Raw genomic sequence first — 20,345 nt, forward strand, 5'->3', positions numbered from 1 at the left:
TTTTTTAGGTTAAAAACCAGATGTAATAGCCTAACAGCATAAGAGGCCAAGCTATCCATGGGCTAAATAACCATTTCCATAACCAGAAGTGGGGTACGAAACCAACACCGTAGATAAACCCTCCGGAAATTCCCACCATAACCTGCATAAGCTGACTATGGTTGTAGTGTCCGTTTGCATCTAGCATCAGTGAAGGATGAACCAATAAAATTGCAGCAAGCGGCAATGCCAACAGAAATGAAATGGCCATTGCAAATGCTTGAGCTTTTCGTTGATTTGATGTTGTCATTGCATTTGCCATGATCTATTCCTCATCTAAATCTTGATGATGTTCGATATAAAGCGCACTGAGTACACCCGCAAAACATGCCATCAAAATTCCAAGAATCCATGCGAAATACCACATATGCTTCTCCTTATTAGTACAAGCTGTGCGAGTTTGACTCGATATGTTTATTGGTAATCACGCCCCACATTTTGTAATACGACCAAGTGGTATATATCAAAATGATTGGAACAAATATACAAGCAGCAACTGTCATAACACCTAAAGTACGGTGACTTGATACAGCATCCCACATTGTTAAGCTCGAGTTCGGGTTAATACTCGATGGCAATAAAAATGGGAAGAGAGCAAACCCAGCAGTTAAGATCGCACCAACAATCATTAAGCTTGTACCAGCAAAGCTCAAGCCTGCTTTTGCTCTTGATGCTGTAAAGAAGGCAAGAATTGCCCCTAAAATTGCGACAATTGGAGCAACCTTAGTGATTGGATAGCTAGTGTAGTTGTTCATCCAGCCTGGGTTGTTATTTGTGACGACTTGTTTAGCTAAAGGATTAAGAGCAGCGTTTGGATTAATTGCTGCAGCATAGCTATAACCTGGTACTTGACCGAAGTACAACCATGCACCAATGACAAGGAAACAAATTAAGAATACTGCTGCCATAATTTGTGTGGCTTTAGCAGAACGTTGTTTTAAAGCGCCGTCTGTACGTAGCATTAGCCAAGCACCACCATGCGCACACAACATAGATAAACTAACAATACCGCAAACTAAGGCAAATGGGTTAAGAAGAGCAAAGAAGCTACCTGAATATTCAGAGCGCAATGTGCTATCTAAACTAAAAGGGATACCTAAGAATAAATTACCGAACGCTACACCGAAAACTAGAGCAGGCACTGCACCACCTATACATAGCCCCCAATCCCAAGAGTTACGCCATTTTGTATTTTCAAGTTTAGAACGATAGTCAAAACCTACTGGGCGTAAGAATAAGGCAAATAGCACAAGTAATAAGGCCCAATACATTCCCGAGAATGCAACTGCATAAACCATTGGCCATGCAGCAAATAAGGCACCACCTGCAGTAATAAACCAAACCTGATTTCCATCCCAGTGCGGTGCAATAGTATTAATAGCCGCACGGCGTTCATTATCAGTTTTACCAACAAAAGGCATAAGTGCCATTGAGCCCATATCGAAGCCATCGGTTAAAGCAAACCCGATGAGTAAGACTCCAACTAACACCCACCATATGATTTTTAGGAGTTCGTATTCAATCATGATAAAGCCTCCCCATTAACAGCTGCTTTTGTCTCTTGCTTTTCAAAATGATATTTACCAGTATGAAGTGAGCTTGGTCCTAAGCGAGCAAATTTAATCATTAAGTACATTTCAATAATAAGCAGGACAGTGTAGAACGCTGCTAACGCGAGGATAGAGCCCCATACATCACCTGTACTTAAACTCGAAGTTGATAAGTGAGTTGGTAGAATTTCACCAATAGACCAAGGTTGACGGCCACCTTCAGCAACGAACCAGCCTGTTTGAGCTGCAATCCATGGAAGTGGTAACGCAAACAATGCATATTTGAGTAACCACGGTTTATTTTCAGCATTTCTTTTTGCTACAGCCCAAGTGGCCAAAATGAAAAGAAGCAACATTAAGAAACCAGAGGCCACCATTGCACGGAATGAGAAGAATAGAGCAGTTACATTTGGAATGGTGTCTTTAACAGCGGCTTGAATGTTTTGTTCACTTGCATCCACGACATTTGGTGCGTATTTCTTAAGAAGTAAGCCATAGCCTAAATCTTTTTGATTTTTTTCAAATGAAGCTAATAATTCTGGTGAGCGGTCTCCAGCACGTAGTTTTTCAAGTTCAGCATAAGCAAGCATACCGTTACGAATACGGACTTCGTGCTGTTGCATTAAGTCTTTTAGACCAGTGACTTCTTTGGTTGTTGAGCGAGTTGCAATTAGACCTAATGCATAAGGAATTTTAACTGCATAGTCTGTTCGCATTTCTTCATGGTTTGGCACACCAAATAAAGTAAATGGAGCTGGAGCAGGGTGAGTATCCCATTCTGCTTCAATTGCAGCGAGTTTAGTTTTTTGTACATCACCTAGTTCATAACCAGACTCATCACCAAGCAAAATCACTGAAAGTGTAGAGGCAAGACCAAAAATGGCAGCAATCGCGAATGAACGGCGGGCAAAAGGCAGATCACGTTTTTTAAGTAAGTAGTAACTTGAAATTGCGAGTACGAAAATTGCACCTGTTACGTACCCAGCAGAAACAGTATGTACAAACTTAACCTGTGCTACAGGGTTAAAAATAAGTGCACCGAAATCTACAAGCTCCATACGCATTGTTTCAAAGTTAAATGCTGCACCTACAGGGTTTTGCATCCAGCCATTGGCAACTAAAATCCAGAGAGCTGACATATTAGAGCCAAGGGCAACTAACCAAGTAACCCCTAAATGCTGTACTTTACTCAGACGGTCCCATCCGAAGAAGAATAAACCGATAAATGTTGACTCAAGGAAAAATGCCATCAAGCCTTCAATTGCTAATGGGGCACCGAAAATATCACCAACATAGTGTGAGTAATATGCCCAGTTTGTTCCGAATTGGAACTCCATGGTGAGGCCAGTAGTTACGCCTAAGGCAAAGTTAATACCGAATAGTTTTCCCCAAAATTTAGTCATATCCTTGTAAATTTCTTTACCCGATATAACGTAAGTGGTTTCCATAATAGCCAGAATGAATGCAAGGCCTAGGGTCAAGGGTACGAAAAGAAAGTGATACATTGCGGTCATCGCAAACTGGAACCGCGAAAGATCAACCACGCTTTCAGAAATCATCAACGTGTCTCCTTAATATGGGAAGTATTATCGCCAGCAATATGCTCAGCGACTTGATTGTCGAAATTTTTGGGGATGGTGGGAGCATCAAACCAAATATGTTTGATTGTTAAGAGAAGCACGACTTTAATTATTAGAATAATCGTGATTTCTCTAACTAATTTGGCATTAATATCTAGATTTTTAAGGCTCATAAAATAAACCTCGATACATATTAATTTTATTATTAATCAAAATATATTAAAAATAAACAATAAATATATTTTAAATAAAAACTTAATTATATTTATTATTTAAAACAATAACTTGGATGTTTAAATAATTTAAAATAAAATATCTTACTAAAATGGTTTGAATTGATTGTTAAATCCAACTAAAACACTTGTAAATAATAAAAATTAAATCCAACTAAAATACTTGGTTATTTTTTATTCTGAGTATTTTGGTTGGTTTAAAATAAAAATTGAACAAATAGAAGGGAGTGGATATGACTCAGTTAAGAAAGAGCATCCATAAAAAAAATATTGTTTTGATAAATCTTAAGAAGGGTATAAAAGTATAAAAATTAGTCTGGTGCAAATAAGTCGTTGGACATCGAAATCTTTTTTGCAAGATAGTGGCTTTTTTGAACTCTCACTAAAATCACTTGTGAATATAATTCTAATTCACCATATTCTGGTTCAACTTGAACATAATGTAGTTGACCAAATTCATCTCTTACGCGTGCTTGAGCTGAAAAACCTGGTCTAGCACTGCCGCTTGAGATAGTTGCTAGTCGTCCTAACAGATTGTAATTGGTGTGAGTGAGCTTTGGTTTAATTACTTGGTCAAGACAGTGGATCATGAATACAGTAAAAAAGATTGCGATGACCAGTGCAGGAATAATTAAATAAAAAGGAGTTATAAAGTAATGCTGTATTGCAAAGAAAGAGAGTTGTAAGAAATAACCTGCAAAGCTGAAATTAATAAGTAAAAAAACGAAAATTAGAGCTTTAGAAAATTTAACATTTAGTAATGGCGAGTTAGTAAGCCAGTCGGGTGCAATTTTTTTAAGTAGTTGGCTTGGACGTAACCCAATATACATACCAATGGTTTCTACCACGCTGAGCAATATCAAAGCCACAACACTTAAATGAAATGGCATAAGATAATAATTAAAAAAGAAATCAGCCATGGTAGAAACTCTAATGTTGATGATCTTAGTCTACGATATAAATACCGCCATCTGAATGGACTTTAATCTCAACTTTATTTAAAAAATCACCTAAACAAGGACCTGATATACATTCACCAGTTTCCACGTTAAATAAAGCACCGTGAGTAGAACATTGAATATATTCTTGGTCTTGATCTAGAAATTGATTTTCTAAGTATTCAAGTTCTGTTTGCAAATGTGGGCATAAATTCTGATAAGCATAGAATGAGCCATCACGCTGTGTAATGAAAATAGTTGTTCCTTGTAAAGTGTCAAAAGCTCTAGCTTCACGCTCAGGAACTTCTTCCGTCATACAGATCCTTTCCATTTCAAGCACATTCCTTCTGAAAATTTTCAAGAAGTTTAGCATAGTCATTAATGGCTAAACGAGGACCAAATTGAGACACAACTTCACTAGAAATTAGGATAGCTAACTGTGCAGCAGAATTTAAATCTTCGTGATGGTTTAATGCATAGAGGAATGCGCCTGCAAAAGCATCACCAGCGCCATTTGTATCTACAGCTTCTACGTGACGACCTGCCACATGAAAATGTTGCGTAGGGTTTGCAACTAAAGCACCTTTTGCACTTTGTGTAATCACAATGGTGTGGTTTTTAAAGCGTAATTGAGCAAGTGCATCTTCTACGGTAGTCGTATTGGTATACATTAAAGCTTCTTGTTCATTACAGAACAATAAATCTACACCATCATCCATCAGCTCTTCTAGACCTTCACGGGCATATTGAACCATTGCAGGATCTGATAAAGATAAAGCGATTTTAACGCCGTGAGCTTTTGCAATTTCTCGTGCTTGTTTTACTGCTTTACGAGCTGTTTCACTTGTAGAGAGATAACCTTCAATATAGAGCCATTTTGCTGTTTTTAACGGCTCAAAATCGATTTGATCTTGAGAAAGTTCAGCCGTAATACCTAAATAGGTATGCATGGTACGCTCAGAGTCTGGGCTAATAAGTACCATACAGGTACCTGTTACACCTTCACTGATTGACTTAGGAGTGGTTTGGATGCCAGCTTCGTTTAGACCTTGTAGGTAAATTTCACCTAACTGATCATGACCAACACGACACCCATAAAAAGCGCTACCGCCTAATGCAGTAAAGGCTACAGTTGTATTTGCTGCAGAACCACCACTTGCTTGGCCTTTGTAATCTTGAGTTTGCTTTAATTTTTCATATAAAGCAGATTGTGTTTCACCGTCAGACAACTGCATGGTGCCTTTTTGTAAGCCTTGCTGACTAAGAAAATCATCAGACACTTTAAATTCTTGGTCGATTAATGCATTACCAATTGCAAAAAGATCTACAGTTGCCATATGTGTTGTCACAGAGTAAAAAATCAGATTTATAAGTTTACACCATTGCTCACCTTTGCTGTAGTTTGTTGAATAAAATTCAGGTAATTCAGCGGTTAGCAGACAAAGTATGTTTTGGCTAGGCTATTGAAATAATCCTTTTAATAAATATTATCAATTAATAATGATTCTTGATAATATTTACAAAGGTATAGTATTTCATTGAAACTTCGCGTGAAATTATTCATAGCGAACTTACATGAAGCGTTCTATTTTATTTATTTCATCATTTGGGGTTATAACAGGCCATGTATATGCCGCAGAGGCAGACTCACAGGCTGTAACCAACCTTCCAACAATTTCAGTAAAGGCTGAGAAGGAAAAAAGTTTAAAACAAGAAGTAGGTCAAGCATCCAGTGCCACTAAGGGACTTATGCAATTAAAAGATGTTCCTCAAATTGTAAATGTTGTACCGAATCAAATTTTAAGAGAGCAGACAGTGACATCTATGCAAGGTGCCTTGCAAAACGTTGCTGGTTTAAGCTTTAGTGTTGGTGATGGACAACGTGATCAGGTCATGATTCGTGGTTTCTCAGCAATCACAGATAACTATGTAGATGGTATTCGCGATGATGCATTGTATTTTCGTGATATGTCGAATGTTGAACGAGTTGAGGTACTAAAAGGACCTGCTTCTGTACTTTATGGACGTGGTTCAGCGGGTGGTTTGGTCAATAAAATTAATAAAAAACCAATGGATCAATCTTTGCGTGAAGTGAGCCTGATTGGTAGTACTACAGGTCAACGCCGTGCAGAAGTCGATGTGAATGAAAAAGTGGCAGAGAATGTTAAGGTTCGTTTAACTGGTGCAGTTGAAGACTCAGATGGTTATCGTGATCAGGCCTTTTTAAAACGTCAGGCGGTGGCTCCATCAATACAGTGGGATATTAGCGATAAAACTAAACTTTTACTACAGGCTGACTATTTGCATGATGATCGTTTAGCGGATCAAGGCTTCCCGACAGATCCAATTACAGGTAAACCTGTTAAAACAAATCCTAAAACTTTTTATGGTGCATTAAACGGTAAAGAAGTTGGGGATGTTGACACTGAAATCTCAAGTCAAACTATCAGCTTAGACCATGAGTTTAATGATCAACTCAAATATCATGGTGCAGTTCGCCACTATAATTATTCATTAGACCGTCAATATAGTGTTGTATCCCATCAAGATTCTGCAAAAAATAAATTGCCTGCTGATCAAATTCAATTAAGTCAAAATAAACGCTTGCGTAATGAAGATGGTGTGTATGTTCAACAAGAGTTGAGCGCTTTATTTAATACAGGTTTCTTAAAGCATAATATCTTAATAGGTGCTGAATATAGCAAGCAGCATAAAGATGAGATACTTTGGCAAGGTGCTAAAACAACTACTGATTTATATGACCCTAAATTAGAGTACTGGGCGCCTATTAATACAGGAACTACAGCTGCACGTAATAACAATAGCAATACTTTTGAAAATTACGGCGTGTATCTGCAAGACTTAATGACTGTTACAGACCAGCTTAAAGTTTTAGTTGGTTTACGTTATGACAATCTATCTCAAGATCGTGATGATAAAACAAGCGCGAATTTAGACTTAAACCGTACTGACAATACTTATTCTCCACGAATTGGAGTGGTCTATCAGCCAATAAGCAATCTTTCACTCTATACTTCTTATAACCGTTCTTTTCAGCCTTTGGCTGATTCATTTGTTTTTTATCAAAACAGTGATGATTTAAAGCCAACAAAAACCGAAAATTATGAGGTGGGTGCAAAGTGGGATGTAAATGATCAATTGAATGTGACATTGGCTTTATTTGAAATGAGCCAAACCAATATTCAAAATCAAGATCCAGCTAATCCAACGCAAGCACTGTTAGCAGGCGAACAAAAAACCAAAGGTGTTGAACTTTCATTAACAGGTCAGTTGACTGATCAATTGTCCGTGCTAGCTGGCTATTCTTATATGAATGGTAAGATTGAAAAATCGACCATTGGATTTACGGGTAATCACTCAGCGCTTACGCCAAACAATACAGCTAACCTGTGGTTAAAATACCAAATTAATGATCATTGGTATGCAGCTGTAGGTGGTCGTGGTGAATCATCACGTTTTAGCGCGCCAGACAACAAAAACGTTTTACCAGGTTATGCTGTTGTAAATGCGGCCTTAGGTTATCAAAGTGAACGTTATGATGTGAACTTGAACCTTAATAACTTGTTTGATCGTGATTACTTTGTTTCAGGTCATAGTGGAGCAAATGATTCAAACATGATGGGTGACCCGCTAAATGCACAAGTCGCACTTCGCTATCGTTTTTAATTAACAAATATCAAAAAAGCTCATCGAAATGATGAGCTTTTTTGTGTGTTGTATAGCATATAGATAGTATTAAAAGGTTTTGTTCTGCTAGGATACAACCACGTGGGCTATGTGTTTGATATCAAAGCTATGCCCATGAAAACTAATACTCAACAAAAACATAGTATTTTACTTGGCTTTTGTTCGCCAATCTCAAGCCGACTCAGGCTATAATGAGACTTATTCACTTATCCGATATGTTAGGAGATCACATGACTGTAGATGTCACTGAAACCATTTCTCAAACTGTTCACCCTGCGTTTCAGTTGCTACGTCAGCACCATGTTGAAGCATTAGATATTTTAGTGTCTGAATATAAGCATAAAATCACAGGTGCGGTGCATTATCACTTGGCAACTGATTATGATGAAAATGTATTCCTTGTTGCGTTCAGAACACAACCGATGGATTCTAAAGGAACTGCACATATTTTAGAGCATACAGCTTTATGTGGTTCTGAAAAGTTTCCTGTTCGTGACCCATTCTTTTTAATGATTCGCCGTTCATTAAATACATTTATGAACGCGTTTACAGCAGCAGATTGGACAGCCTATCCATTTGCAACTCAAAATAAGAAAGATTTCCAAAACTTACTCTCTGTTTATCTTGATGCGGCTTTTTCAGCAAATTTAAATCCTCTTGATTTTGCTCAAGAAGGTATTCGTATTGAACTTGAAAACGGTCAGCCCGTATATAAAGGCGTAGTGTTCAATGAAATGAAAGGTGCGATGAGTGCACCGTCTGATCAGCTTTATCACCAGTTGGCTCATCATTTATTCCCTGAAACTACATATCACTACAACTCAGGTGGTGATCCTAAAGATATTCCTGATTTAACGTATGAACAGTTAGTCGAATTTTATAAAACTCATTACCATCCAAGTAATGCGGTATTTATGACCTTCGGTAACCAAACGGCATATGAGTTACAAGAGCAATTTGAAAAACTAGCTCTACATAAGTTTGCTGCGGGTACAACTTTATATTCAAAACCAGAAAAACGTTTAACAGCACCTGTAGAAGTTACAGAAAACTATGCTGTTGATGGCGATGAGTTAAAAGATAAAACTTACCATGTATTGTCTTGGTTGTTACCGCAAGCGAGTGATATCAAACTACGTCTAGGTATGCGTTTGGTCGAAGGTGTTTTACTTGAAAACTCAGCGTCACCACTACGTCATTATTTAGAAACCTGTGGTTATGCTCAGTCGACTGGTCCATTAATGGGCGTAGATGACAGTAACTTTGAAATGACATTCTATTGTGGCGTTCAAGGTTCAAACCCTGAGTATGCAGAAAGCTTTAAAGATGGTGTTTTAAATATTTTACGTGAAGTAGCTGCAAAACCAATTGATTCGGCTTTGGTTGATGCGATTTTGCATCAAATCGAATTGCATCAACGTGAAATTAATGGTGACGGTACACCATATGGCTTAAGCCTGATCTTAAATGGTTTAAGTGGTGCTATTCACCATAATGACCCAATTCAGATTTGGGATGTTGATAGTGCCATTGCTCAAGTCAAAGAAGAACTACAAGACCCAATGTGGTTATCTAATTTAATTCAAACACATTTGTTAGATAATCCGCACCGTGTCCAAATGACTTTAGTACCTGATGCAACCAAGTCTGTAAAAGAGCAAGAAGCTGAAAAAGCACGTTTAGCTGCGATTGGTGAAAAACTCACTGAAGAAGACAAAGCAGAGATTGTTGCTAAAACCAAAGCATTACAAGAACGTCAAGATACACCAGACAATCTTGAGCTATTACCTAAAGTTGGTCTAGAAGACGTTCCTGCTGACTTGCATATTGTACAAGGTCAATTGCGTGAAATTATCTGTAATCGAATGGATACGCCGTTGAATTTGTATCATGCCGGAACGAATGGTATTTACTATCAACAAGTCCTCATTCAGATTCCTGATGATGTTGTTAGCTCACCTTACTTTAATTTACTCTCTATCTTAATGGGTGAAGTTGGTGCAGGTGAGTATGACTATCTTGAACTACAAAACTTACAAACAGCTGTAAGTGGTGGTTTGGGAATGGGTGCTTCGTTACGCAGTAAAGTTGATGATAAAAACAAAATTAGTGCTTGGTTAACTTTAACCACTAAGTCTTTAACTCAGAAGTTCGATGCGATTCATTTATTAAAACTAGCATTTGAACAACTTCGCTTCGATGAGAAAGAGCGAATTATTGAGTTGTTACAGCAACGTAAGACACGCTGGCAGTCTCGTTTATCAGGAGCTGGTCATAGTTATGCGATGCAGATTGCTTCTCGTAATATGAGTGCATTAGCTCAACGCGACTATCAAAACACTGGCTTAGGGGCATTGAACTGGTTAGGTGAGCTTGTTACTAAAATTACTCAAGACGATGCTGCTTACAATGCACTTATTGCTGAATTGAAGCATATCCATACCAAATTATTGCAAGCACCTAAACAGTTCTTATTGGTATGTGAAGAGCATCAGTCAGAGCGTTTAGTTGAAGAAATTCAAAATGTTTGGGATAAGCTAAACGTTGATAAAGCAGCAACTGAGTTAACTCAAGTTGAGCAAGAAATTACGAACGAACATGAAGCATGGTTAATTCAATCCAATGTTCAGTTCTGTGCTTCTGCATATCAAGCAGTTGAAGTGTCTCATCCAGATGCAGCACCTTTAATGGTGTTGGCAGCCTACTTGCGTAATGGTTTCTTACACAGCGCTATTCGTGAAAAAGGTGGTGCTTATGGTGGTGGTGCTAGTTATGATGGAAATGCATGTTCATTCCGTTTCTTTAGTTACCGTGACCCACGTTTAGCTGAGACGTTTAAAGACTTTGAAGCGAGCGTGCAATGGTTGCTAACTACGGAGCAACAACCTCATCAACTAGAAGAAGCAATTCTTGGTCTGGTGGCGAGTATGGACAAACCTGGTTCACCGGCAGGTGAAGCAATTACTGCATGTTATGCACTGTTACATGCAAGAACTCCAGCTTTCCGCCGTACCTTACGTGAAAGACTATTGCATGTGACTCTAGAAGACTTACAGCGTGTTGCGCGTCAATATTTAGTTGAACAAACACCTGTAAAAGCTGTGGTTGCACCTTTTGCAAAACGTGATGAATTGCAGCAACTGGGCTTTACAATTAAACAAGTTAATTAAAATAAAAATTGGAGATGAACATGGCGTTCAGACAATTTGAACGCACATCATTACAGCTAAGTATGGGAACCCTGCTTAGCTGTTTATGTGCGTCGGTGGCATATGCTGACACCTTAGCCCCTGTAAAACCTGCGACCGTAGATGCATGTGTTGCCCTTGCTTCAAATGCTGATCGCCTAGCTTGTTATGACTCTGTATTTAAACCCTCGGCTTTGCCCGCTCTGCAAGCTGCAGCAGTCCCAGAGCCTGTTAAAAAAGTTGATCAGCCTGCTGTTCAACCTGAAACATTTAAAGAGAAGGTTGTAGATACGGTTAGTAATATTAAAGTAATAGGGAAGGCTCCAAAAATTGAGCCTACTACTTCTTTACTAGACCAACGGTGGGAGTTATCTGAAAAGAGTAAGCTCGGTGTTTGGAATATTCGTGCTTATCAGCCTGTTTATTTACTACCTGTATTTTGGACTAGTGATAAAAATGAATTTCCAAGTAGTCCAAATCCCAATAACACTGTTAAAGAAGCTCAAGATTTGAAATCGACGGAAACTAAATTTCAAATTTCTTTGAAAACTAAAGCTTGGGAAAATATTTTTGGCAACAATGGTGATTTGTGGGTGGGGTATACGCAATCTTCACGTTGGCAGACATTTAATGCTAAAGAATCTCGTCCTTTCCGTGAAACGAACTATGAGCCTGAAGCAAGTTTAATGTTTAGAACAAACTATGAGTTGCTCGGTTTAGATGGTCGTTTATTAGGTGTAACTTTAAATCACCAGTCAAATGGTCGTTCAGATCCTTTATCTCGTAGCTGGAACCGTGTCATTTTTAATGTGGGCTTAGAGCGTGGTAACTTTGCTGTCATGCTTCGTCCTTGGCTACGCATTAATGAGGCTGCCAAAGATGATAACAACCCTGATATTGAAGACTATGTTGGGCGTGGGGATTTAACTGCTTTTTATAAGTGGAAAGATAACGATTTCTCGCTAATGCTACGTCACTCTTTAAAAGGTGGTGATGACTCTCATGGTGCAGTTCAGTTTGACTGGGCGTTCCCAATTAGTGGTAAGTTACGTGGTCACTTTCAGCTATTTAATGGATATGGTGAAAGCTTAATTGACTATAACCACCGCGCAACTTATGCAGGTTTGGGTGTTTCACTCATGAACTGGTACTAAGTTCAAGCTGATAAAAATGCCGCTGTAAAAGCGGCTTTTTTTATTAACCAATTTGAATGTTGGCCTGAGGATGTTTGAGACGACTCTTTTTAGGGGTGGCGATCAAATATGCCAGAGTTAAAGGTCCAAGTCTTCCTGCAAACATAAGTAGGCTTAAGATAAACAGGCTACAATTGTGTAAATCTGGGGTAATACCACGAGAAAGTCCAACTGTGCAGGCTGCCGATACCACTTCAAATAATAAGTTCATAAAGTCAGCTTTCGGTTCTAAAAGCAAAAGTATGAAGAACCCAATAAATATAAGAATACTGGTAATTGCAGTAACTGCTAAGGCCTTATAAGTAGTTTCATGAGAAACAGAATGATTGAAGACTCTAATTTCATCTGTACGTCTTAGAAATGAAAGTACACTTAAAACCAATATCGCAAAGGTTCCTACCTTAATACCACCAGCGGTACTCAGTGAGCCGCCACCAATAAACATGAGTAGCATCATAACCAAGGAACTACTATTAGTCATTGCACCTGTATCAATAGTATTAAACCCTGAAGATCGTGGAACAGTTGCTTGGAACCAAGCATGTAAAGCTTGATCGCCTACACTCAGCATTCCTAATGTATGTGGGTTCTGCGCTTCTAGAGCCCAGATTAATATGAAGGCGACTAAATTAATAATCGCTATTGTTGTAAGTATTAGTTTGCTATTAGGGTTTAGTTTTTTCCACTTTTTATTCTGCTTGATATCCATCAAAACTAAAAAGCCAAGTCCACCTAAGATATAAAGTAAACTCACTGTAAGGCAGATTACATAGTTGTTTTGGAATCCCATTAAACTATTATTAAATAAAGAAAAACCCGCATTATTAAATGAAGAAATACTATAAAAAATTGCATAATACAAACCGCGAGCAAAACCAAACGCAGGTGTAAATGCAGTCGTAAGAATTATGGTTCCGATCAATTCAAAAAGAAAAGTATAGGCGACAACACCTTTTGCAACAAAGGTCACTTTAGAGAGGCTAGTTTGACCAAGACTGTCTTGAGCCATCATTTGCTGCTTAAGGCCTACTTTCGGCGATAGACTTAGTGCAGCCAAAATTGCAAAAGTCATGAAGCCTAAACCACCTGACTGAATCAGTAATAAAATAATGACTTGCCCAAAAAGTGTAAAAGATTGATGAATATTTAAAACAGATAAACCTGTAATGGTAACCGCTGAGGTTGCTGTAAATAATGCATCCATCCAACTTACATGTCCGTTATTGGCAATAGGAAGCTTAAGCAACAATGTGCCGAATATAATAAATGCTAGAAACCCTAAGGCTAATAAAGATGGAGGACTTAAATTTAGTGTTTTGTGTGGCTTAGGTTTAAGAGACATATTTTCTAGTTCGTTTTCTTATGAGAAACAATGTGAGAGTTTTTTAAGTTGCTGTAAATGACCTTCCAAAATAATAATATCATGCATTTTTAAGGTAAAAGTCTCATCAGTTTCAAATAGAATTTGCTGCTGTCTTTTTACAAGTAGTGTTTTAACCTGTGGTGCTTGCTGCATAATTCCATACAAGTTAATACCATTTAATTTCTCGGGAATATCAATTTTCACAATATAGTGATCATCATCTAAAGACATGTAACGACTCACCATAGGGTAATTGAGTGCTTGCGCAACACGTACGCCCATGTCTTCTTCAGGATGAATGATTTTATTGATATTGAGGTGGGATAAAATTGTGTGGTGGGCTTTAGTTTTTGCCTTTACCCAAATTTTATCAATACCGAGATTTTTTAAATTCAGCACACATAAAATACTGGCTTCAATATCTTCACCAATTGCAACGACAACTGCATCACAATTTTGAATGTTTAATTCATCTAGTACATGTTCATCTGTAGCATCAGCAATGACAGCATGAGTTAAAACATCGGCAAGGTTCTCTACATTCTTTTTGACTGTATCAATGCCAATAACATCATGATTTAATTTTGTGAGTTCTTGAGCAACTGTTGCTCCAAAACTTCCCAAGCCGATGACCGCGAACTGTGCCATAAATAACCTTTTATACTTAATTAGGGCTTTATTTTTAATGAAATTTTCTTTGAGATAAAGACAAGCAATGTAAATATAAAAAATATTGAGCTTAAATCATAAAAAAGCCGACAAATTTGCCGGCTTTTTTATCAAAATAAAAGATTATTTCAAGAAACGCTTATAACCCACATTGTCAGTAATTTCTGCATATGGATAGCTAATTTGCTCTAGAGTTTCGATTAGGCCATCTGGATTCTGTTTCGCATCTGTTGCTTGTAAGCCAACCAATACGCGACCTTCAGCAGCACCGTGGTTACGGTAATGGAACAGGGTAATATTGTGGGTTGGGCCTAAACGAGTTAAGAAGGTGAGTAATGCACCTGGACGCTCAGGGAACTCAACACGGAACAATCTTTCATCGTCAAGATTGGCATGACCACCAATCAAGTAACGAATATGCAATTTAGCAACTTCATCATCAGATAAGTCATCGACAACATAATTTTGCTGTTTAAGCTGCTCTAAAATTTCATGGCGTTCAGCATCACCACCTTTTAAGCTAATACCCACAAAAACTTGTGCTTCTTCTGTGTTATTTGCGCGGTAGTTAAACTCGGTAATATTGCGGCCTTGTAGGGCACGGCAGAAACCTAAGAATGCTCCTTTTTCTTCAGAAAGTGTAACCGCGTAAATTGCTTCACGTTGTTCACCGAGTTCAGTACGCTCTGCAATGTAACGTAAGCGGTCAAAGTTCATGTTGGCACCACAAACAATCGACACCATGTTTTTACCGCTAATTTTATGCTCAGCTACATATTTTTTAATACCAGCTAACGCCATTGCACCTGATGGTTCAACAATGCTACGGTTTTCATCAAAAGTATCTTTAATTGCAGCACAGATTTCATCTGTATTTACAGTCACAATGTCTGGGTCAACAATTGGACCTGAGTTATCAGATTTGCGAAGACGAATAATATCAAACGGCAAAGCACCAATTTGTGCAACAGCAGTACCGTCTGCAAATAAGCCTACATGTGGCAAGATTACGCGTTCATTTGCTTCTAGTGCTGCTTTTAAGCAAGCAGACTCTTCATATTCAACGCCAATAATTTTCACATGGGGTGCAACTTCACCAAGGTAAGCTGCTACACCTGAAATTAGGCCACCGCCACCTACAGCAACAAACACATATTCTACATCACGCCATTGACGTAAGATTTCATTTGCAATTGTGCCTTGACCAGCAATAACAAGTTCATCGTCATAGGGTGGAATGAATACAAGACCTTCAACTTCGGCACGTTGCTGAGCGTATTTATTTGCTACATCAAAACTATCACCATGTAATACAACTTGACCACCCAAGCGTTTAACTGCTTGAACTTTAATGTCAGGAGTTGTACTTGGCATAACAATAATCGCAGGAATGCCTAAACGTTGACCAGACAATGCCACGCCTTGCGCATGGTTGCCCGCAGATGCACAGATTACACCACGCTCAAGTTGATCTTTCGGTATTTGACTAATACGGTTATAAGCACCGCGTAATTTAAAAGAAAAAACAGGTTGTAAATCTTCACGCTTAAAACGAATTGTATTATTTAATTTTTGACTAATTCGTGGAGCTGCTTCGAGAGGTGTTTCAATTGCAACATCATAAACCGTTGCTTGTAAAATTTGTCGTACCACACGAGACAGCATGTTCATCTTCCCTATAACAGTTTAAAATAGGAAATTATTGTAGCAAACCCTTGTGCATTTGCGCCGATTATTGGCGTATAAATGTCAAAAAATAGTTGAGTGATGTAATGAGCCTATATGCAACCCAAGATGAAAAGAAACAAGCTGCTGCTAAAGCTGCTTTAAAACACTTACCCAAAGGTGGCATTTTGGGGGTAGGAACTGGAAGTACTGTAAATTTTTTAATTGATTTATTACCTGAACTACAATTAGAGGCAGCTGTGGCAAGTTCGCAAGCAACAGCAGATCGTCTTAAAAAATTAGGTATTGAAGTGGTTGATATGAATCATGTAGGCAGCCTTGATGCTTATGTTGACGGTGCAGATGAGATTGATCGTCACATGCATATGATTAAAGGCGGCGGCGCAGCATTAACTCGTGAAAAAATTGTAGCTTCAATTGCTAAAAAATTTGTATGTATCGTTGATGATTCGAAATGGGTTGATCAACTTGGTCGTGATTTCCCATTACCAGTAGAAGTGATTCCAATGGCGCGCTCTGCTGTAGCTCGTAAATTGGTCAGCTTAGGTGGTGACCCGGTTTATCGTGAAGGTGTGGTAACAGATAACGGAAACGTTATTTTAGATGTATTTAATTTGAACATCTTAAATGCAATTGATTTGGAAAAGACCATTAATAATATCCCAGGTGTTGTGACTAACGGTATTTTTGCGTTAAACCCAGCAACAATTGCTATTGTTGCGACAAATAATGGTATTGAAGAGCGTACAGCACAGTAATGTCTGTGGAAATGCCAGAAATTAAAATTGTTCGTCACGTAAGGGCAAGAAAATTGCGCTTACGTGTTGAGCCTGCGTCTATACGACTGACTGTTCCGTTATTTTGTAGTAAGAAACAAATTCAGCAGTTTTTGGCGCAGTCTGAACAATGGTTGATTGAGACGTGGAGTAAACAGCAACACGTTCAATCTACATCGTTTGAGATTCCTTCAGAAATTTCTTTTTTCAACAGAGAACAGCCTTTTCAAGTTGTTGTACAAAAGCAACATCGCATTTTTCAGTTTGATTGGGAAAATAATTATTTATTTATTAAAGATCAACAACCTTACCAAGCTTTACAAAATGCCGTGATTGCTTATGCCAAACAAGAGTTACCACTTCTTTTGTCTGAGCTTAGCCAAAAAACTCGGCTGAGTTATGCCGAGTGTGCGATCCGACGTCCTAAAACACGTTGGGGAAGTTGTAGTAGTCAACATAATATTATGCTGCATGCAGGTCTGGTTCTTATGCCTGCCCCAATTACCCGTTATGTTTGTATTCATGAGTTAGCACACACTAAACACTTCGATCATAGCCCTGCATTTTGGGCCGAAGTTGCAAAGTTCGACCCCAACTATATGCAGCATCGCAGACAATTAAAAGGTAATCCATTGCCTGCGTGGTGGTATGTCACAGCTTAGTTAAAGCTACATTCTAATTGTATTGTTTGTAATACATCCGGTGCTTTGCGGCTATCAAGGCCTGCTTGAGCACTGACAATTTTATTGGCTTTAATATGTAGCTGTATAAAATTATATTGCTGCGTTGAATTGTTGGGTTCAGATGAGCTTGAGTTAAGTAAGTAACTATAACTTGCAGCATCTGTTTGCAGTAAGTTATCTGTACTATCTGCGCTTAAGGCAGAACGATAAGTTTGTGAGCCTTGAATTAACTCAATTTGGCCATTTGCACGAAAATTGAGTTGGCAGCCCGATGCATTGTTTTCATAGTGACCAACTAAATAGTCTGTGGCTGGGAGTTTAGGGTCAGCTATATTGATGCTGGTTAAACCTTGTTTACACGGATAAGCCGAACCATTACAAGTCGCCGTAATACCACTAAAACCAACAGCACGTCGGTAGTCACCCGCACCATCTATACGGAAAAAATCAGTCGTATTTCCAGAAGGCACAACACCAGAATAGAGTTTTTTCTGCAAAAGAGCATATCCAGTTTGATCTAAACTAGACTGACTTTGTGAATCTGCTAATTGTAATGTGGCAACTTTTAAATTAGTCGCAAAATAATCGCGAGTCACTTTTTGATTAGCTGCCATATCTAACAGGGTGTTTTTTGAAGGGTCAATATTATCGGGTGATGGAATAAAAAGAGGTGTCATGGTCGTATTGTCACCAATCAGCTTTTTACCGTCTAAATATCCATCTTTTAAATCAGTCGCAAGGCTATTTGTGAGTTCTTGATATGCATTGGTACGGCCATGAATGGTATTCCAGTACTGTAAATAGCCAAAGCTAAGATAACTATCAACATAGGTGCTCGGTTGCTTGGTGGAATACTGTAATAAATTTAAAACTGTAAGAGGGCTAGCAGGACTTAAACTTGGGATGGCAGCATCTTTAAAAGCGCTAATAAGAGCTGTGTAAACATCTTGAGAGGCTAAATCAACATGTGATAGTTCAACACGAGTCGGATCTATAGTTTCTTGGGGAAGTTGTCCTGATCTGATGATAGCACGTTGGTAAATTGCTTCAGAACTTGGGCTAATGAACTGGGTTTTATTGCTGATAGAACTTGGTGTAATAAAAGCATGATAAGTACCAGCAATGTTCTGGTATGTAGAGCTAATTGGATCAAATACTTGAGATGAGCTTTGCGTTATGACGTCAACGCGATAAAGACGATTCAATTTAGTACTTGGAAGTTTAATGTTGTAACTCGTTAAGCTGGCAACTTGGGTATCTATCAAAATGCTATTGTCAGTGTTGTCATATACCTTGAGTTGTACATTGCGTAGTTCGACAGGGGTTTTCAATGTAAAATCGGTCATGACTTCAGGAGTGGGCGTAGTCGGTGTTGGTGTACTAGATGAGCCTCCACTACTACTGCCACCTCCACATCCGACAAGGACAGCACTTAAAATTAAAGTACTCAGGCCGAGGTACGTGTACAACTTTATTTTTCTTGATTGATCAAGCATCCTAGCTCTCCAAAAATGAATCTGGTCATTATTTACTGATATTTGTTTGGTTCTGACAGACCAGCAAGCACTATGTAATTAGCGCTAAAAATAAAAAAATTAAAATTACCAAGCATGAAATGGTTTTGTAAGCCTGGACATCCTGTCATACTACCGCAAGTATAGATTCAATATTTGAGGTAATGCACGTGATTTCTGTCGGAATTGTTGGTGGAACTGGTTATACAGGCGTTGAACTATTACGTATTTTATTACGACATCCAAAAGCGCAGGTTCGAGTTCTGACTTCACGTACAGAAGCAGGTAAACCAGTTGCTGATATGTTCCCAAATTTACGTGGGCATACTGATCTTCAATTTTCAGATTTAAATATTGATGCATTAAAAGAATGTGATGTTGTATTTTTTGCGACTCCACACGGTGTTGCTATGCAGCATGCAAAAGATTTGATCGAAGCAGGGACCAAAGTTATTGATTTGGCAGCGGACTTTCGCTTGCAAAATCTTGAACAGTTTGAAAAATGGTATGGCATGGAACATGCGTGCCCAGACGTACTAAAAGATTCTGTTTATGGTTTAACTGAGTTAAATCGTGAAAAAATTAAACAGGCTCAAGTCATTGGTAATCCAGGTTGTTATCCAACAACTGTTCAATTAGGTTTGGCTCCACTTTTAAAATCTGCACAAGCATTGATTGAAACCAAGAATATTATTATTGATGCAAAATCAGGTGTTTCTGGTGCTGGCCGTAAAGCAAGCTTAGGCATGATTTACAGTGAAAATGCCGATAACTTTAAAGCGTATGGTGTTGCAGGTCACCGTCATCATCCGGAAATTGTCGAAGCATTAGAAAATATTGCTGGACAAAAAGGTGGGTTTGATGGCCTTTTATTTGTACCGCATTTGGTACCAATGATTCGCGGTATGTTGAGTACAATTTATGTGGACTTGACTGAGGCTGGTAAGCAAGCAGACTTACAAGCTTTGTATGAAAACTTCTATGCAAATGAAAAATTTGTAGATGTCATGCCTGCGAATAGTTCACCTGAAACACGCAGTGTGCGTGGAGCAAATGAATTACGTATTGCTTTGTATAAACCACAACCAAATAAACTCATTATTTTGGCGGCTCAAGATAATCTTGTAAAAGGTGCATCTGGTCAAGCTGTACAAAATATGAACCTTATGTTTGGCTTTAATGAAGACGAAGGCTTACAAGGGATTGGTTTATTACCATAAAAAAC

The 20,345-nt window shown here is 38.4% G+C and carries 18 protein-coding genes; 6 read left to right on the top strand and 12 right to left on the bottom strand.

The window, feature by feature from the left end:
- Positions 1–4: 4 nt before the first annotated feature.
- From F985_RS12040 to F985_RS12075, 8 genes are all read right to left on the bottom strand, one after another.
- Entirely contained in the window at positions 5–304 is a 300-nt protein-coding gene (locus tag F985_RS12040) for a cyd operon YbgE family protein (RefSeq protein ID WP_081401271.1), read from the bottom strand.
- A complete protein-coding gene (cydX, locus tag F985_RS12045) occupies positions 305–406 on the bottom strand; it encodes a cytochrome bd-I oxidase subunit CydX (protein WP_002120988.1) in 102 nt (33 codons plus the stop codon). It abuts the gene before it with no gap.
- A gap of 13 nt (positions 407–419) precedes the next feature.
- Positions 420–1,565, bottom strand: coding sequence for a cytochrome d ubiquinol oxidase subunit II (gene cydB, locus F985_RS12050; protein WP_004701289.1), 1,146 nt, complete (start codon positions 1,563–1,565; stop codon positions 420–422).
- Positions 1,562–3,148: a cytochrome ubiquinol oxidase subunit I gene (locus tag F985_RS12055; protein WP_004701290.1), complete on the bottom strand. Its 1,587-nt coding sequence runs from the start codon at positions 3,146–3,148 to the stop codon at positions 1,562–1,564. The genes cydB and F985_RS12055 overlap by 4 nt, the downstream gene beginning before the upstream one ends.
- The gene (cydP, locus tag F985_RS12060) at positions 3,148–3,342 is read right to left on the bottom strand and encodes a cytochrome oxidase putative small subunit CydP (RefSeq protein ID WP_004701293.1); all 195 of its coding nucleotides are present in this window, start codon (positions 3,340–3,342) and stop codon (positions 3,148–3,150) included. Before cydP ends, F985_RS12055 begins: the two co-directional genes overlap by 1 nt.
- Before the next feature lie 371 nt (positions 3,343–3,713).
- Positions 3,714–4,322 (bottom strand): OB-fold-containig protein, encoded by a 609-nt coding sequence (locus tag F985_RS12065; RefSeq protein WP_004701294.1) that lies wholly within the window; start codon positions 4,320–4,322, stop codon positions 3,714–3,716.
- Positions 4,323–4,347: 25 nt separating this feature from the next.
- On the bottom strand, positions 4,348–4,656 hold the full coding sequence (locus F985_RS12070; RefSeq protein ID WP_004701295.1) for a Rieske (2Fe-2S) protein: 309 nt from the start codon (positions 4,654–4,656) through the stop codon (positions 4,348–4,350).
- Between the two features lie 16 nt (positions 4,657–4,672).
- Positions 4,673–5,677: an adenosine kinase gene (locus tag F985_RS12075; protein ID WP_004701296.1), complete on the bottom strand. Its 1,005-nt coding sequence runs from the start codon at positions 5,675–5,677 to the stop codon at positions 4,673–4,675.
- A gap of 238 nt (positions 5,678–5,915) precedes the next feature.
- On the opposite strand from F985_RS12075, the gene F985_RS12080 reads away from it, so the two are divergent.
- From F985_RS12080 to F985_RS12090, 3 genes are all read left to right on the top strand, one after another.
- Complete coding sequence (locus F985_RS12080; protein ID WP_004701297.1) at positions 5,916–8,027, top strand: TonB-dependent receptor; 2,112 nt, start codon at positions 5,916–5,918, stop codon at positions 8,025–8,027.
- A 251-nt stretch (positions 8,028–8,278) separates the two neighbouring features.
- Positions 8,279–11,218, top strand: coding sequence for an insulinase family protein (locus tag F985_RS12085; RefSeq protein WP_004701298.1), 2,940 nt, complete (start codon positions 8,279–8,281; stop codon positions 11,216–11,218).
- A 20-nt stretch (positions 11,219–11,238) separates the two neighbouring features.
- The gene (locus F985_RS12090) at positions 11,239–12,390 is read left to right on the top strand and encodes a phospholipase A (RefSeq protein ID WP_004701299.1); all 1,152 of its coding nucleotides are present in this window, start codon (positions 11,239–11,241) and stop codon (positions 12,388–12,390) included.
- A 43-nt stretch (positions 12,391–12,433) separates the two neighbouring features.
- Here the strand turns inward: F985_RS12090 and F985_RS12095 are convergent, their stop codons facing one another.
- The 3 genes from F985_RS12095 to ilvA all read right to left on the bottom strand — a co-directional run bounded on the left by F985_RS12095 (position 12,434) and on the right by ilvA (position 16,132).
- Entirely contained in the window at positions 12,434–13,771 is a 1,338-nt protein-coding gene (locus tag F985_RS12095; protein ID WP_004701300.1) for a TrkH family potassium uptake protein, read from the bottom strand.
- A gap of 18 nt (positions 13,772–13,789) precedes the next feature.
- Positions 13,790–14,440: a potassium channel family protein gene (locus F985_RS12100; RefSeq protein ID WP_004701301.1), complete on the bottom strand. Its 651-nt coding sequence runs from the start codon at positions 14,438–14,440 to the stop codon at positions 13,790–13,792.
- A 144-nt stretch (positions 14,441–14,584) separates the two neighbouring features.
- On the bottom strand, positions 14,585–16,132 hold the full coding sequence (gene ilvA / locus F985_RS12105; RefSeq protein ID WP_171063662.1) for a threonine ammonia-lyase, biosynthetic: 1,548 nt from the start codon (positions 16,130–16,132) through the stop codon (positions 14,585–14,587).
- A 101-nt stretch (positions 16,133–16,233) separates the two neighbouring features.
- Here ilvA and rpiA point away from each other — a divergent pair, with 101 nt between their 5' ends.
- Both rpiA and F985_RS12115 read left to right on the top strand, forming a co-directional pair.
- Complete coding sequence (rpiA, locus tag F985_RS12110) at positions 16,234–16,905, top strand: ribose-5-phosphate isomerase RpiA (protein ID WP_000061060.1); 672 nt, start codon at positions 16,234–16,236, stop codon at positions 16,903–16,905.
- Entirely contained in the window at positions 16,905–17,585 is a 681-nt protein-coding gene (locus F985_RS12115; protein ID WP_004701303.1) for a YgjP family zinc-dependent metalloprotease, read from the top strand. Before rpiA ends, F985_RS12115 begins: the two co-directional genes overlap by 1 nt.
- Here F985_RS12115 and F985_RS12120 read toward each other — a convergent pair.
- Positions 17,582–19,102, bottom strand: coding sequence for a hypothetical protein (locus F985_RS12120; RefSeq protein ID WP_004701304.1), 1,521 nt, complete (start codon positions 19,100–19,102; stop codon positions 17,582–17,584). The two genes, F985_RS12115 and F985_RS12120, sit on opposite strands and share 4 nt — an antisense overlap.
- 182 nt (positions 19,103–19,284) lie before the next feature.
- Between F985_RS12120 and argC the strand changes: the two genes are divergently transcribed.
- Positions 19,285–20,340: an N-acetyl-gamma-glutamyl-phosphate reductase gene (gene argC, locus F985_RS12125; protein ID WP_081401274.1), complete on the top strand. Its 1,056-nt coding sequence runs from the start codon at positions 19,285–19,287 to the stop codon at positions 20,338–20,340.
- The last annotated feature ends 5 nt before the right edge of the window (positions 20,341–20,345 follow it).

Source organism: Acinetobacter seifertii (assembly GCF_000368065.1).
Classification (GTDB): domain Bacteria; phylum Pseudomonadota; class Gammaproteobacteria; order Pseudomonadales; family Moraxellaceae; genus Acinetobacter; species Acinetobacter seifertii.